The organism is Sinorhizobium medicae (genome assembly GCF_007827695.1).
Classification (GTDB): domain Bacteria; phylum Pseudomonadota; class Alphaproteobacteria; order Rhizobiales; family Rhizobiaceae; genus Sinorhizobium; species Sinorhizobium medicae.
This window is the reverse complement of the sequence record NZ_VITA01000015.1, coordinates 47395-62581: the sequence shown is the minus strand read 5'-3', so window position 1 is coordinate 62581 and position 15187 is coordinate 47395. Positions and strand designations below refer to the sequence as shown.

At 61.8% G+C, this 15187-nt stretch carries 14 protein-coding genes and 2 pseudogenes; 7 read left to right on the top strand and 9 right to left on the bottom strand.

Annotated features, from left to right (window positions below; all coding sequences use genetic code 11):
* The first annotated feature begins 41 nt into the window (after positions 1-41).
* The 3 genes and pseudogenes from FB009_RS23065 to FB009_RS23055 form a co-directional block, all read left to right on the top strand.
* On the top strand, positions 42-644 hold the full coding sequence (locus FB009_RS23065) for an alpha/beta hydrolase (protein ID WP_012061622.1): 603 nt from the start codon (positions 42-44) through the stop codon (positions 642-644).
* An 81-nt stretch (positions 645-725) separates the two neighbouring features.
* Positions 726-964: pseudogene (locus FB009_RS23060) on the top strand (type II toxin-antitoxin system Phd/YefM family antitoxin).
* Positions 965-1345: pseudogene (locus tag FB009_RS23055) on the top strand (type II toxin-antitoxin system VapC family toxin); the annotation flags it as partial.
* Between the two features lie 3 nt (positions 1346-1348).
* On the opposite strand, the gene FB009_RS23050 reads toward FB009_RS23055, so the two are convergent.
* Genes FB009_RS23050 through FB009_RS23030 form a run of 5 tightly spaced genes read right to left on the bottom strand, consistent with a single transcriptional unit; the run spans position 1349 to position 7067 of the window.
* Positions 1349-2461: an ABC transporter permease gene (locus tag FB009_RS23050; protein ID WP_127580610.1), complete on the bottom strand. Its 1113-nt coding sequence runs from the start codon at positions 2459-2461 to the stop codon at positions 1349-1351.
* Position 2462: 1 nt separating this feature from the next.
* Positions 2463-3617, bottom strand: a complete 1155-nt coding sequence (locus FB009_RS23045) for an ABC transporter permease (protein ID WP_024311716.1) — start codon at positions 3615-3617, stop codon at positions 2463-2465.
* Complete coding sequence (locus tag FB009_RS23040) at positions 3614-5362, bottom strand: ATP-binding cassette domain-containing protein (protein ID WP_012061627.1); 1749 nt, start codon at positions 5360-5362, stop codon at positions 3614-3616. Before FB009_RS23040 ends, FB009_RS23045 begins: the two co-directional genes overlap by 4 nt.
* Positions 5362-6366 (bottom strand): secretion protein HlyD, encoded by a 1005-nt coding sequence (gene hlyD, locus FB009_RS23035; RefSeq protein WP_024311715.1) that lies wholly within the window; start codon positions 6364-6366, stop codon positions 5362-5364. Before hlyD ends, FB009_RS23040 begins: the two co-directional genes overlap by 1 nt.
* Positions 6363-7067 carry a CerR family C-terminal domain-containing protein gene (locus FB009_RS23030; protein ID WP_012061629.1) on the bottom strand — a complete coding sequence of 235 codons (705 nt, stop codon included), beginning with the start codon at positions 7065-7067 and terminating at the stop codon, positions 6363-6365. Before FB009_RS23030 ends, hlyD begins: the two co-directional genes overlap by 4 nt.
* A 185-nt stretch (positions 7068-7252) precedes the next feature.
* Between FB009_RS23030 and FB009_RS23025 the strand changes: the two genes are divergently transcribed.
* From FB009_RS23025 to FB009_RS23010, 4 genes are all read left to right on the top strand, one after another.
* Positions 7253-7645, top strand: coding sequence for a VOC family protein (locus FB009_RS23025; RefSeq protein ID WP_102045108.1), 393 nt, complete (start codon positions 7253-7255; stop codon positions 7643-7645).
* Positions 7646-7784: 139 nt separating this feature from the next.
* On the top strand, positions 7785-8165 hold the full coding sequence (locus tag FB009_RS23020) for a hypothetical protein (RefSeq protein ID WP_024311713.1): 381 nt from the start codon (positions 7785-7787) through the stop codon (positions 8163-8165).
* 203 nt (positions 8166-8368) lie between these two features.
* Complete coding sequence (locus tag FB009_RS23015) at positions 8369-9028, top strand: metallophosphoesterase family protein (RefSeq protein WP_024311712.1); 660 nt, start codon at positions 8369-8371, stop codon at positions 9026-9028.
* A 164-nt stretch (positions 9029-9192) separates the two neighbouring features.
* Positions 9193-9867, top strand: coding sequence for an HAD family hydrolase (locus FB009_RS23010; protein WP_024311711.1), 675 nt, complete (start codon positions 9193-9195; stop codon positions 9865-9867).
* 75 nt (positions 9868-9942) lie between these two features.
* Here FB009_RS23010 and FB009_RS23005 read toward each other — a convergent pair whose 3' ends face one another.
* The 4 genes from FB009_RS23005 to FB009_RS22990 are packed head-to-tail and all read right to left on the bottom strand — an operon-like array spanning position 9943 to position 15184.
* Positions 9943-10896: a hypothetical protein gene (locus tag FB009_RS23005; protein ID WP_024311710.1), complete on the bottom strand. Its 954-nt coding sequence runs from the start codon at positions 10894-10896 to the stop codon at positions 9943-9945.
* 43 nt (positions 10897-10939) lie between these two features.
* Positions 10940-12262 carry a glycosyltransferase family 4 protein gene (locus FB009_RS23000; RefSeq protein ID WP_028053478.1) on the bottom strand — a complete coding sequence of 441 codons (1323 nt, stop codon included), beginning with the start codon at positions 12260-12262 and terminating at the stop codon, positions 10940-10942.
* On the bottom strand, positions 12259-14466 hold the full coding sequence (locus tag FB009_RS22995; protein WP_102045121.1) for a hypothetical protein: 2208 nt from the start codon (positions 14464-14466) through the stop codon (positions 12259-12261). The genes FB009_RS23000 and FB009_RS22995 overlap by 4 nt, the downstream gene beginning before the upstream one ends.
* A 10-nt stretch (positions 14467-14476) precedes the next feature.
* Positions 14477-15184, bottom strand: coding sequence for a hypothetical protein (locus FB009_RS22990; protein ID WP_024311707.1), 708 nt, complete (start codon positions 15182-15184; stop codon positions 14477-14479).
* Between the last annotated feature and the right edge of the window lie 3 nt (positions 15185-15187).

Sequence of the window (15187 nt, the reverse complement as noted above, 5' to 3'; positions counted from 1 at the left end):
GAACGCGTGTTGGCAAGCAAGCGCGCATGATGGAGAAATCGATGCCTGATCACGGTTACATGCATAAATTGAAAGCCGGCAGTCCCGGCGGACCCATCCTTTTCGTTTTTCACGGGACCGGCGGCGACGAGAACCAGTTCTTCGACTTCGGAGCACAGCTCCTGCCGAAAGCCACGGTGGTTTCACCAAGGGGCGACGTGTCGGAGCATGGAGCCGCCCGCTTTTTCCGGCGAACGGGCGAGGGCGTCTACGACATGGCGGATCTAGCACGTGCGACTGAGAAGATGGCGGGTTTCGTGAAGGCGCTCGCAAGCGAATACGAGGCCTCGGAGATCATCGGTCTCGGCTACTCCAACGGTGCCAACATCCTTGCGAATGTCCTTATCGAAGAGGGTCTCTTCGATAAGGCCGTGCTCATGCACCCGCTGATCCCTTTCCGCCCGAAGGCCAATGCCGCGCTCGCCGGTCGGAAAATCCTGATCACTGCCGGAGAACGCGACCCGATCTGCCCGGCCCCGCTGACACAAGCGCTGGGCGATTACCTCTCGCAGCAGAACGCGGCGGTGGAACTGAAGTGGCATTCGGGTGGCCACGACATCCGCCAGAATGAGATCGCCGCCACTGAAGAGTTTTTGAGAGTCTGAAGCGAGAAGCAACGCAGTAGCTTTGAAACGACGGGTGAAGTCAGCTAAGTTCAATGAACTAAGGTTGAACCCGAGGCCTTGATAGAAACCGTCAACATTCACCAAGCGAAAACCAATTTATCGCGTCTGATCGAAAAGGCGGCTAAGGGAGAACCCTTCATCATCGCCAAGGCGGGAAAACCGATGGTGAAGGTGATCCGCTCGATCAGCCGTCCGATGCGAAGGTGCAGCGGATCGGCTTCATGGCAGGACAGTTTTCGGTGCCGGACGATTTCGATCGGATGGGCCGTGACGAGATCGAAGGTCTTTTCGGCGCATGACTATTCTTTGATACGCACATTCTCCTCTGGGCAGCCGGTGTACCCGGCCGCTTGTCGAATGAGGCCCGTGCTCTCATCGAAGGCCCCGGGAATACGCTCGACTTCAGCGCGGCGAGCGTGTGGGAGATCGCGATCAAACGTGGCTTGGGCCGGATGGATTTCGATGCCGATCCACGGCTTCTGCGTCGAGGTTTGCTGGACAATGGCTACCAGGAATTACGGGTAGAGGGCACGCATGCGTTGGCACTTGATCAACTGCCCCCGATCCATCAGGAACCGTTCGACCGCATTGCGATCGCGCAGTCTCTCGTCGAAGGATTTACGCTCGTCACGTCCGATGAAGTTGTTAGCCGCTACCCCGGTCCTAGCCGGGTTGTTTAGTCTTCATTCGAGACGCTTGCGAAAGAGCCACGCCGCCGATGACAGAGTGACGATCGCGATCAGGCAAAGGGGAAGCGTCTGGTGGACGACTTCGTAAAGCGGGATGTCCTTGAGGAACACGCCCTTTACGATCACCAGGAAATAACGCAGCGGATTGATCAGCGTCACCGGCTGCAGCCAGGAGGGCATGTTTTCGATCGGCGTCGCAAATCCCGAAAGAAGCATGGCGGGCACCATGAAGAGAAAGGCCCCGAGGATCGCCTGCTGCTGGGTCTTGGACAGTGCCGAGATGAAGAGACCGAGACCGACGACGGCGGCGAGATAGAAGACGGCGCTGCCATAGAGCAGGAAAAGCGAACCGCGCAGCGGCACGCCGAACACGAAAACCGCTGCAAGAATGTATATGGTGATGTGGAAGAGCCCGATCATCATAGGCGGGATGAGCTTTCCAAGCAAAATCTCGTGGGTGCGCAACGGCGAGACGATGAGCTGGTCGAAGGTACCGAGTTCCCGCTCGCGTGCCACAGATAGTGCCGTGACGATCAGTCCGATCAGGAGAGCGATGCTCGCGACCAGGTTCGGCACCATGAACCATTGATAGGTCAGGTTGGGGTTGAACCAGTTGCGGGCAACGACCTGGACCGTTTCGGAGGGCGCGCGCTTGCCGGCCGGCGTTTCGGCTGCGAGCGTGCTGACGATACGCCCGAGATAGCCGGACACGATCTGCGACCCATTGGAGCGCCGGCCGTCGAGGATCAGCTGCACCTCAGCCGGTCTTCCTGCCTCAATGTCGCGGGAGAAGGTGGGGCCGATCTCCACAGCGGCGATGACACGCTGCGTATCGATCGCCAGACGGACCTCGGCGGGGCTGCTTGCAAGCTCGATCGAGCGAAATGTCGGAGAGCCGCCGACCAGCTGGATGAGTTCCTGGCTCCACTGGCCATTGTCTCGGTTCAGCACCATGATGTCGACATCTGTCACTTCGAGCGTCGCCGCATAGGAGAAGACGAGGAGCTGGATGATCGGAGGGCCGATCAGAATGGTGCGCCCCTTCGGATCACGAAGAACCGCCAGCAGCTCCTTGACGATCAGCGCCTTCAGCCGTGTCCACCACATGTCAGCCGATCCTCTTTCTAGTGCTGCGCGCGGCAAGCGCGAAGAACATGCAGCCGATCAGGAACATGACCGCGATGGCGCGTGCGAACATCGGCCAGATGTTCCCGGCCAGAAAGACAGTCTGAAGGCTGGGTATGAGATAGCTTGCCGGCACTGCATAGGTGATCCATTGAATGACGGTGGGCATGGAATTGATCTCGAAAAGAAAACCGGACAGCAGAAAGGCCGGCAGAAAGGCCGAGATCAGCGCAAGCTGGGAGGCAAGGAACTGGTTCTTCGTCGCGGCCGAGATCAGCAGCCCCTGTCCGAGAGCCGGCATGAGGAAGGTCGCCGAAAGAGCGTAGAGCGCAGCTACCGAACCGCGGAAGGGGACATCGAAGACAAAGACGGCAAGCAGAACACAAAGCGTCATCGATGTAAGACCGAGGACAAAGTAGGGCAAGAGCTTGCCGGCGAGCAGTTCGGCGGCGGAAACGGGCGTCGCCATCATTGCCTCCATCGTGCCGCGTTCCCATTCACGTGCAACGACAAGCGAGGTGAGGAGCGTGCCGACAAGAGTCATCACGATGGCGATCGACCCCGGAACCAGGAAGTTGCGGCTCGTCAGCTGCGGGTTGAACCAGAAACGCTGCTCGGTGGAGATTGCCGGGGGCATGCTCCTGCCTTCGCTCATGCGCTGACGCTCCCAGTTGGCAACCGTGCCTTGTGCATAGTTCTGCACGAAATTTGCGGTGTTCGGATCGGAGCCATCGACAATCACCTGGACCGACGGATGGCGTGCCGCCGCGTGATCGGCGGCAAAGCCCGCCGGGATCACCACTATGCCGCGCACATGGCCAAGCACGAGCTCGTCTTCGAATTCCCTGCGGTCGCGTCCCGCGACCACGGAGAAGTAGCGCGAGGCCTCAAAGCTCGCAGCAAGATCGCGGGTGAGCGGGCTGGTCTCCTCGACGACGAGGGCCACACGCGTTCGTGTCGTGTCGAGCGACACGCCGTAACCGAAGAGAAAGAGAAGGACCAAGGGCAAGACGAAGGCTATCAGGATACTGCTCGGATCGCGCACGACCTGATAACTTTCCTTGCGAACGAGGGCAGCGAAGCGGCGGGCGCGTCCAGAGCTTTTGTAAGCCTGTGCCTGTTTCCCTTGGTCCTTCATGCTGCGTCCTTCGCCTCCGAGCCCTGGACGAGGGCTATGAATGCGTCCTCCATTGTCGGGTCGGGAAGGTCCTCGCTCGCGATGCGGGCCTTCATTTCGTCGGGTGAGCCAAGCGCGATCGAACGGCCGCGATAAATGAGCGATATGCGGTCGCAATACTCCGCCTCATCCATGAAGTGCGTGGTGACGAGTACGGTCACGCCTTTTTCTACGAGGCCATTGATGTGGGTCCAGAACTCCCGCCGGGTGATCGGATCGACTCCGGAGGTCGGCTCGTCGAGAAAGAGCACTTCCGGTTCGTGCAAGACCGCGCATGCGAGCGCCAGGCGCTGCTTGACGCCGAGCGGCAGATCCTTGGCCGACATGTCGAGCACGCTGCGGAAATCGAAGATCTCTCCCATAAGCGCGATGCGCTCGCGCTTTCGCGCACCGGCAAGTCCGTAAACGCCGGCAAAAAAATTCAGGTTCTGGATGACGCTCAAATCGCCGTATAAGGAGAACTTCTGCGCCATGTAGCCCAGCCGATTACGTGCCGCCGGCGCATCGCGCCTGAGATCGAAGCCGGCGACGCGGCCGTCGCCAGCGGTCGGCGTCAGAAGACCGCACAACATCTTGAAGGTTGTCGATTTGCCGGCGCCGTTCGGACCGAGGAGGCCGAAAATTTCGCCGCGCGGTATGTCGAAAGTGATGTTGTCTGCGGCGGTAAAATCGCCGAACCGCTTCGTCAGCCCACGTGCCTCTATCACGGATCTGCCGTCTTCTGAGGCGAAGGCGCGCTGTGTTTCCGCAAGCCTCGACCGTCCGCCGGGGCCGCCACCGAGCATATCGACGAACGCGTCTTCGAAGCGCGGCGGCGTGACTGCCGCGCAATACGCGCCGGTCGCCTCTCTGGACTGAAATGGTTGAAGGCCCGGCTTCATGACAAGACGTATGGCTTCGCCCTGGATCACCCCGTCGACGACGCCTTCCATTTCGAGAAAATGCGCAAGCTTTTCGCGCCGGCGTCCACGGATGCCGGAGAGGCGGAAGACCCGGTTCTCGACGCGGCCGGTCATCTCGGCCGGCGGACCGGAAAACAATAGCCTTCCCTGGTTGAGCAGAAAGACATGATCGCAGGCTTCTGCTTCTTCCAGGTAGGCGGTCGACCAGACGACGCCGATGCCTTCCGCCTTCAAATTCTCGACCATCTTCCAGAGGTCGCGCCGAGAAATCGGATCGACACCGACGCCGGGCTCGTCGAGCAACAGGAGCCGCGGCTTGCGAAGGAGCGCGCAAGCCAGCCCGAGCTTCTGTTTCATGCCGCCCGAGAGCTTGCCGGCGAGCCGGGTGGTAAACCGGGCAAGATCCGTGAACTCGAGCAACTCGCCGAAGGTGCGGCTCCGCTCGGACTTGGGCAGACCGCGCAGATCGGCGTAAAGGTCGAGATTCTCCTGAACCGACAAGTCTTCGTAGAGGCCGAACCGCTGCGGCATATAGCCGATGGACGCCTGAATGCCGGCGGGATCCGAGCGGGTATCGTAACCAAGCACTTCGACGCTGCCCGCATCCGGCAGCATCAGAGCTGTCATCAGCCGGATCAGCGTCGTCTTGCCCGCCCCATCTGGGCCGACGATGCCGGTGATCCTTCCACCCAGGATATCGCCCGCAACCGCGTCTAAAGCAGGGGCCGCTGAACCGAATCGCTTGGTGACAGAGGTGAGCCTCACAAACGGGGTCGTGTCGAGCGCCGTTGCCATGGCGGTCATCAGGACGCTTCCTTCGTTTCCGGCAGCTGCACGGTGACCGGCATGCCCTGGCGAAGATCCTTGCCGGGATTGGTGATGACGATCCTCAGGCGGTAGACGAGGTCGGTTCTGAGCTCGGGCGTCTCCACCGATTTCGGCGTGAACTCTGCGACCGGGGAAATGAACCCGACGGTGCCCTCATAGGCGCGACCGGGCGCCGTGTCGGAGGCGATCGTCACCTTCATCCCCGGATAGAGACGGCCGAGATCGGGCTCTGCGACATAGGCGCGGACCCAGACGGGTTCTGTCAGCGAAAGTACGTAGACGACATCCGCTGGTGAGACGATCGCGCCTGTTTCCCGCACACGCGAGAGCACGACGCCGTCGTTCGGGGCGACGAGCTCTGTGTCCTTGAGCGAGGTGCGGGCGCTCGCAGCCTTTGCCGCTGCGGCGTCCACCTGAGCCTCGGCCGATGCTATATCCTCGACACGGCTTCCCTCTTCGAGGAGTGCCAGACCTTCGCGGGCGGACCTTGCGCGCGCTGCTGCCGCTGCGCGGCCTGCGCTTGACTGGTCTAACTCCGCCTGTGAGATCGTGCCGTTCGGACGGAGCTGCTTCGCGCGCTCATAAGCAAGCTCCGCATTTTCGAGCTCGGCGAGGCGTTCCTCGTGGGTGGCGCGCGCCTGAGCGATTTCGCCGGCGCGCGCGCCGGCCTTGAGCTTTGTCAGGGTCGCCCGGGAAGCCTCGGCTTCCGCTTCGGACGCATCGAGCGTCTGTCGGAATGGCTCGTCATCGAGCCTGGCAATGACGTCCCCCTTCCTAACGCTATCACCCTCGTCCACGCGCAACTCGGCGATGCGCCCGCTCACCCGAAAACCGAGCGATACCTGACGAATGTCGACATTGCCGTAGAGCACCGCCTGCCGCGTCTCGCCGGCAAAGCCGAGGCGAACCGGAAGATCGAACCACCATGCCCCGGCGACGGCCGCGGCGAGGATTACAACGATCAAGGCGATCTTTTTCATGAACGGCGGTCCTTTTCGGCACCGAGCACCGCCACGAGTTCGACGGCATGCCGGTGCAGTGTCTCGATCTCCTTCGGTCCGGCGGTCTCCCATTCGAGTTGGGCATAGACGGCCGCATGCGCCATTCGGAACACGAGAATGCTTCCGACGAAGGAGAGGGTCCTCAGACGGATGTGCTCAGAGGCCGGGTCGTCGTGGAGAATGGCGCCGATCAGCCGCCGCGCCATTTCGATCATCGGCCCCATAATGCTGCCGTAGATGCGCCTGAAGGCCTCGGTCGGCTCCATCTGCTCGCGAATGATGAAGCGCGCCCAGCTTTCCGACTGTTTGCTGACGAAGAGGATGATCATCCGCTGGACCATCTGGGTCAGGAAGTGGCGCGCCTCCGCGGATGTCAACTGCGCGCCCGCTGCGTCGAGTTCGGCTATGCGCGAGACGATCGTGCTGCGCAGGTCGCCGACATGCCCGCCGATCGCCGAGGCGAGGTGCTCGGCGGCCGCTATATAAAGCCCTTCCTTGCCGCCGAAATAATAGGGGATCGCCTGAAGGTTGACGCCCGCTGCGTCGGCGAGCTTTCGCGTCGTCGCGCCATCGAAGCCGTATCGTCCAAAGACGTCGATTGCAATGATGAGCAGTTTCTCCCGCGTCGCATCGCCGCGGTCGCCTCTGGGTATCGTGGGTCGGTTGGCGTCCTTTTTCATGCCTGGAGAATGCACCATTCGATCGAATAAGTCAATCGATCGAATGAGAAAGCTGGCAATCCGGTACGAATGGGTACATTGGCCGTCTTTGGCGGTGCAGTGCGAACCGGATGGGTTGAAAGGGCCTCGCAAGGGCCTTGCCGAAAATCTACAATAATGAGCTTGAATTTCGAGGAAGGAACTCAATGCGCTTTATCAATCCCATCCCTTTCGTGCGCGACATAAGCCGATCGAAGGAATTTTATCGGGACATACTCGGTATAAAGGTGCTGAAGGGTTTTGGAGACTTCGTTCTCTTTGAAACCGGTTTCGCCATCCACGCTGGAAGCTCGCTCGAAAGAACAGTTTGGCGGATGGCTTCAAAGTCGGAAGAATCCTACGGCCGAAGAAATTTGCTCTTGTATTTCGAACATGACGACGTTGAGGCGGCCTTCGAAAACATCGCCCGACACGTGGAATTGATACATCCCATTGAGCGGCAAGCATGGGGCCAGCGAGTGTTCCGTGTCTATGATCCGGACGAACACGCGATAGAAGTTGGTGAGCCGCAAGATCTCGGCGGTTTGCACGGTTCCTGAAAACCTCGGTGATTATTCGCTCGCCTGGGTTCGGCGGATACCTCCGCCGGGCAAGCTGTTGGCGCTCCGCCAAATCTGGTAGACTAAAGGCGCCACCGCATCCGCGCCCCGGCGGGGCGTGCATTAGAGGGAGAAGCCGATGCAGATCGCGGGAATTCAGGTCTATCCCGAGCGCGGCGGGAAGGCGGGCTTCACCGTCGAATTCGTTGGCGCCAACGGCGAGGTCATCTCCGTCTCCTGTCCGCAAAACGCCGAAGGCAGCCTGAACAGGCTGAATGCCGTTGCCAGGGCAAAGGAGATACTCTCCGCAGCAATCGACGCGGATGAAACACTTCTCGCCATCACCGGGACGAAACGGTCTCCGTCCGTCCCTGAAGGCGCGCTTGCGAACGCCCGGCAATCACACGACCAGCATGCTATGGAAGAGCAGTTGGAAGAGGGCCTCGAAGATACGTTTCCCGCAAGCGATCCGGTCTCGATTACCAGTTCGGCGATTCCGAAGGGTTCGTCTGGCCGCTAGACCCGACGAATAGCGGTCGAAGCTTGATGGGGGCGGCTGTTCAAGCCATTTAGGAGGGCGCGCTTTCGAGTGGAAACCCATTCCTGACGGCTGCCGAATCCGTTAGAGCTTTTCTCGGATATACCGGTGCGGCCACCGACGGCCGATTCTGTCAAACAGCGAAAGGAGCACGCCGTCTTGGACGAGCAAAGGAGAAGCGATTCATGAATGGCCGGCGTCTCACCTTTGCCGTCGGAGACATTCACGGGTGCCTCGCACAACTCGAGACCTTGCTGGCCAGTATTGAATCGATCGCCGCCGGCGGCAGGGTGATCTTCCTCGGCGATCTTGTCGATCGCGGCCCGGATAGCCGCGGGGTCGTCGAGCGCATCATGGCCGGGCCGCGTACAACGGGCTGGAAGTGGATAACGCTCAAGGGCAACCACGAAGCCATGCTGGTGGCGGCGCGCAAGGGCCGGCCCGAGATGTCTCTTTGGCTGACCAACGGCGGCGAGGAGACGATGGCCTCTTATGGGGGTGCCATTCCCTTGAGCCATCTGGTCTGGATGGCAGAACTGCCATCGATCATCATCGAGCGCCATCGCATTTTCGTCCATGCAGGCGTGGACGAGAATATTCCTCTCGACGAACAGGGCGATGATATTCTCCTCTGGATGCGCACCGATCCGAACTATTCCGGCACCTATTGGGGCAGGCATGTCTGTCACGGGCATACGCCGAGCCGGAGCAATCCGCGCACTGTCGGCAACAGGACCAATGTCGATTCCGGCGCGGTCTTCGGCGGCATGCTGTCCTGCGCCGTCTTCGACGACGACCGGGCGGGAGGACCGATCGACTTTCTGGTAACGGACGGATACGGCTAGGGCACTGCACGCCTTCGCCCCCCTCCCGTTGGCTACCTTGCTACCTGAATTGGGTAATGCTGTGTGGGGCCATAAAACCCCCGCTGAAGCATTGTGCCGCACCGCTTCAGGCGATAGTTGTGCCGACCTGGAAAGCATATGAACTCAAATCCAAAGGACCCGGTTTGGATACCTCCTCCTCCGCAATCTTCACAAAGAATTTCGCCGCCCTCCTTTTCGATATGGACGGCACACTCCTCAACTCGATGGCAGTCGTTGAAAGGGTCTGGGGATCCTGGGCAGTCCGCAACGGCATCGACCCGGTGGCGCTCATGAAGGTCGTCCATGGGGTGCGAGCCGTCGATACGATCCGCGCACTGGGCCTGTCGGTCGATCCGGAACAGGAGGCGCGTATTCTTGCCGAGGCGGAGATCGCGGACGTGGACGGGATCGTCGAAATCCCCGGGGCGGTGACCTTCCTGAAGACGCTGCCACCGGAGAAGTGGGCGATCGTAACCTCCGCACCGCTGGAACTGGCAGCGCGCAGGCTGGAGGCGGCTGGAATCCCGGTACCACGCCTAATGGTGACAGGCGAGGATGTCACGGTCGGGAAGCCGGATCCGCAGGGCTACCTGCTTGCTGCCGAGCGGCTCGGAGTTCGTGCTGAGGATTGCCTCGTCTTCGAAGACGCGCCCGCAGGCGTTCTCGCTGGCAAATCCGCGGGCGCCGAGGTGGCCGTCATCACCGGAGCCCATGCGGCGGCGGCCGAACTGCCGCATGTCATGCTTGCGCATTACAGCGATGTCGAGGCACGTCTCGTGGAGGACGGCTGGCTTTCGCTGCATCGGCGCCGCGGCTGACGCGGGCAGACTCGTGTGCCAATTAGGTCTAGAGCGGGACCCAGAGGCCGAGCTGGCAATATGGCCAACCCACCCCTATACGGCTTCGAGCGTGGCGACGCGGGCGCGCGACATCCGGCTTTCAAGCTCCTCGAGGCGACGGGCGAACCCGGCATTGGTCGGCTGAAGTGCTACCGCCTGGGCAAGCATCGCACGCGCGACCGAAAGCTCGCCGTCCCGGATGTGGCGGTTGGCCCGATGGTAGAGGAAGTTGACCCGCTCGACAGGCGAAAAGCCATGCCCGAAGCGTTGAAGGAACCGGTCGGCCCAGGCTGGATGGCGCGCTATCGCGGCAACCGCGATCTGATAGGGGCGCATGGTGGCACCGACACGGGCCGAGCGTGCCAGCGCTTTCAAACCGGCCCGGTCATCATTCCGGCAGGCCTCTATGAGCGATAGCGCGCGTGCCGTGCCGGCGAACGCTCGGACCGTTCCGTGTCCGGTCATGTGGACGGGGATCAGATGGGTGTCTTCCTGGATCGCGGCGATCCGCTCCGCATGCCGGCGATCCACGGTGTGGAAAGGATCGTAGAACAGGTAGGCGCGCCCGGCCGCCTGATCCGCGGCAATTCCCATTTTCCCGTGCAGGTCTGCCGCAAAGTGGCGGATGAAGCGATTGTCGAATGGCACGGCCTTTGGATCGATCGAGATCTGCGGACAGAAGGCTATAGCGACGGCTGCGCCGAAACGCCGACGGTATCGCAGCGCCGCGTAACCACCCTGCGAGTGGCCATAAAGAATTCGTTCCGGCGCCGCGGCGAGGATCGGCGCTGCGGCCCTGACCGCCGCGACCACGCTTGCGGCCGGAAACCAGTTCGGCCGACGGCTGATGAAGCCGAGCGCGGCAATGTCTGCCTTTTCGCAGAAACGCTGCCCCCAGAAGCGGCTGCCGTTCGCCTGCATTTCCATCTCGTTAAAGGTGACGAGAAGATAGGGCGATCCTCCGCGCCGATGGATGACCTCCAGGTTTTCGTCGGCATAAACAAGCATGTGATTTCCCGAGAAGCAGTGAAATTCGTTTGAACGGCAGCGTCTACGGAACGGCCTGTGCCAAGGCGTCATATTGTTCCGCACCCATCGGGCCCCGTTTGTCGTCCAGCAGGCGGCGGTAGAGATCTGCATGCGCGCGGGCCGACTCCATGTGGCTGGTCGGCTGCCGCAGCATTGCGTGCAGCCGATCCCACATGTCCGGGTTTCCAAGCACTTCGGCCAACCGATCGGCGAGGTCCTGAGCGCTTCCGGCCCGGAAATGCAGCCCATCCCTTCCGTCCCGGACTTTCTCGGCCATGCCGCCGATATCGGAGCAGATGACCGGCCTGCGGTGGTGCAGGGCTTCCTGGATGACGACGGGCGAGTTTTCCCACCAGATGGAAGGAAGCACCACCCAGTCCACTGAGCGCATGAGCCTCGCCATGTCGCCATTCTGATAGGCGCCGTAGAAACGTACGCGCCGCCCTGCCTCGTCGATGAGCTTCTTCAGGCGCTCCTGAAATTCGGGAGGCTGCCGCTCGAGGTTGGCACCGAAGATCATCAGACAGGAATCCTCGCCCCAGATTTTTTCCGGCACCCGCGAGACCGCGTCGACCAGCACGTCTATGCCCTTGAAGGGCGTGATCTGCCCGAAATAGGCGAAGCGGTTCCGTCGGGCGGACGGAACCGGCAGATCGCGTATCGGGGCGGCTTCGCCCAAGACGATGCCGTTTTCGATCACGGAGAGCTTTTCCGGATCTATGCCCCATTCGGCATAGCGCGTGGCGAGGAACATGCTGGGTGAGATGAAGGCATCTGAGAGGCCGAGCATGCCGCGGAGGAACTCTTCCCGCCGTAGAAAACGCGAGACGGGTATGTCGGGAAAGCAACCGTGGCAGCTGATCGGGGACGAACTGTTGCAGAGTTGGGCGGAGGGACGTTTCACCATTTGCCCGTGGTTGTGGCAAAGCGAGAGATATTCATGGAAGGTGACGACGATCGCCGCCTCCGGGAGCGCTTCGCGCAGGGCGTAAAGCGCCTCTATCCCCATGCCGATCAGGTGATGAAAGTGAATGATGTGAGGTGAAAGATCCCCGACGAAGCGCAGCAGGTCGCGACGGATCGCCTCCGTGTCGCCGTTGGACAGGAAGAAGTGATCGTAGTCGTCCGCATGGAAAAGCACCTCGTCCACGGCGAGACGCAGGCTCATGAGGGCTGACGCGCCATGCCGCGGGATCGGATGGCTGACGCGGGCGAGATAGATCGACTCGACACCCGCCAGCGTGTTCAGGCCCTTGTGCAGGCTGTGGGACGCAATTTCCGCCCCGCCCAGCGACATCGCCGGATGTCCATGTGAGACGACGAGAATGCGAAGTCGCTCGCTCATGCGGAAGCCTCTACCATGCGATTGTCTCTGCTCTCTGGCCCCGGCGCCCAACGGGCCGAGAATAGCTTTTCGTCGATCCGCTCGATGAGGGGGGCTGCGGAAGCGCCGTCAGGCGCGGATATCTCGTCGGAGCCCAGCATCTGGACGGAGGGCAGCCACCAGGATTCAATTCCGATGCGGCTGAGCCTGAGGCCGAGATCCTGCCCCTTCTGCTGGGATCCGAGATAGCTGCCGGCAAAGCCTCCTGCGGTGAGGAAAACCTCGCGGGGCAGGATGCAGCATTCGAACGACGCCGCCGCGATCCGGGTGAGCTTGAGCCCCGTCACCGCGCTCAATGGATACCCGGCATACCGACCCGAAAGCGAACCGGATTGCGGGTCCGCCCAGGTGCCGGCCCATCGAACGGAATGGTCCTCGTAGGCGAGAGTCGGCGAAATGACGCCGCCCTTCTCCTCATACGCGGCAAGCAGGTTGCCGTACCAGCCGCTCCTGCGAGGCAATAACGAGCCGGCAAGCAGAACGACCGTCTCGCTTGGGAGCGCTCGAATGCCCGCTTCCAGCAGATCGTAAACATCGTCGGTTTCCGACGACATCAGCCTGAGCGAGAGCCGATAGAACTGCGCGAGCTGCCTGATACGGGCGGCCTGGCGCCGAAAGCACTCGGAGTTCAGCACGAGCGCGATGGGGGCTTGCCGGGTTTCGGGGTCGAGAGCGAGAAGGCCAAGAAACGGCGCCAGCTCTCTTTCTTCGGTCTGGCCGACAGCAACGATGATCGGCGGACCCGGGGCATCGTCGAACGCACCGGCATCCAGGATATTCCCGGCGGTGGGCGAGGGGCTTTCCGACGCGCACAGGAAGGGAACGATCTGGCGGTCGACAATCTCCGCCAGCCCCCAGTTCTCGGGATCGATGGACTTGATCTGCCGGAGGACGGCCTGGCGCGGCGGAAGCCGGGCGGGTGTCAGCGGTAGGAAGGCTCGGCGGGAATCCTTGAGCGTCAACTCCAGGTGCAACGGGGCCATGCCGTCTTCCCCCAGCCCGCTGGCAAACACGATGAAGCCATGAGGATGTGTGTCCTGGTCGAGCATGCTTTTGAACAGGGGCTCGTCGGAAAAGGCGTCGGTCACATCCGAGCGCTCGAGCCGCGTCCAGCGATCGTCGAGCCGCATGTCCGTGCTCCCGCGGCGCAGGCGGACGCTCTGAACATGTCCGTCCGGATCGAGCAGCCAACCGGAGATCAGAAACGCACCGCTGTTCGCCTGAAAGATATTGTCCACTCCCAACCGCACCGGAACCGGGAGCGTGGAGATTGTCTCGCGCCCCTCGAAGCTGTTTGCAGCCGAGCGCAGTTTGAGCAGAACTGCTGGCGAGCTGTGCGTCTGTAGCAGCACGGAGCGGATTTGCGCGGGCGTTTCGGCGGGGCCGGCGATCTGCCGGCTCTGATGAAGCGCTGCATAGCGCCAGCCCCCGCCGCCGCGATAAACGAGCCCCTCGACATCGCGCGCCCGGAAAGGCTCGCTTGCCGCCAGCAGGCCTATGAAGCCCACAGCTCCTTTCGGGATGTCCTGCCGGGAAAAAGTCGCGATAGCACAGTCGGCAAAAACCGGATTCTCGCCACACACGATCACTTGAGTGTTGCCGGGGTCGGCCGCGCGGGCCCAGCCTCTGAGGAAGATCGAACCCTCGTGGGTTTCTCCGACGAATTCGAGGAAGCCGTCTCCGCCCTTTCGCGATTGTATGAGGGCGACTATCACCGCAAGTCTCCGTCTTCCGGCGGTGATCTGTATCATCGCATCGACGAGCGAATCCAGTACCGCGGTCAACTGGCCGCCGGCAAGTTCCGCGAGGATCGTTACGGCCTCGCGAACTGCAAGGGTGCGGGGGGCGAAGATGTAACGCCTGCCCTCCTGGCCGAGCCGCAATGTGGTGAGCGGGCGGTCGGCATCATCGGTCGGCAGCAGCGCCGCGAAACCGTGCGTGACCGATGGGGACGGCGAGGCCAGGCGCCAGGCGGTGACGTAGGCGTTCGTCACGGTAGCGGCATCGTCGTTGATTTCCGCCGGCAGTTGGCCGGCGGCAGGCCCGCTCGCGCCGATCACGAGCAACAGCCCGTCGTCGATCGGGCAGGCGGCAACCCTCCCGCCCCGCATTATCCTCGTTGCAGTATGCGATGTTGCAGGAAGCGCCTGTTCTGCATCACTCATGATCGTCCTCTTAAGCGCCGGCAAAAAGTGAGAGGGCGGCTCCTGCGGCAAATCCCGCGAGTACGAAAAGCAGGAGCAGCAACGGTTTCAACTCTCCATTCGACCGCTTCTGCAAGGCACCGAGGTTCTTCTCCATCGCTGCTACCACGCCATCGAGCCTCATGAGATGGACATCGAGATCGTTCAGGCGCTGCCCGATCTCGGCGGCAGCGCCGGGTCGCAAAGTCCCCCCTTCGCCGCCCTCGTCATTCTGTGTGCGCTGGAAAGACCGCTGTGAAACCTGCAATTGCCGCTGCGCCGCCATGAGGACGTCCAGCTTGTCCAGAACTTTGGCAAGCGGCGCAGCGATAAGGGCTTCCGCCGCCTGCTCGTCCGGGCGCGGAACGCGCAACTTTTGTTCCGTGCCGCGCGCATCCAGGGCAGTTACCGTGAGATCGGCAGCGCGTGAGGCCGCCGCCTCGGGAAGCGCGATTTCGAATGCATGGCTGCCGTCCCCGATTCCGTTGCGCTTGAGATCGGGGCGATTGCGATCGGCAACCGCCTCGGCGATGGCGCTTCCGTCGACATATACCCGGATGGTGAGGCGTTTGGTGGGTGCTGCCGGATCGAAGGCCCAGCCGAAGATGCGCCCCTGGTCGATCGCGTCGACCCGGCCGCTCATCGATTTCGTGTTGTCCTGCTCCGGAGCGGCATTTGATTTCTCGGAAACAGCAGCCATCGA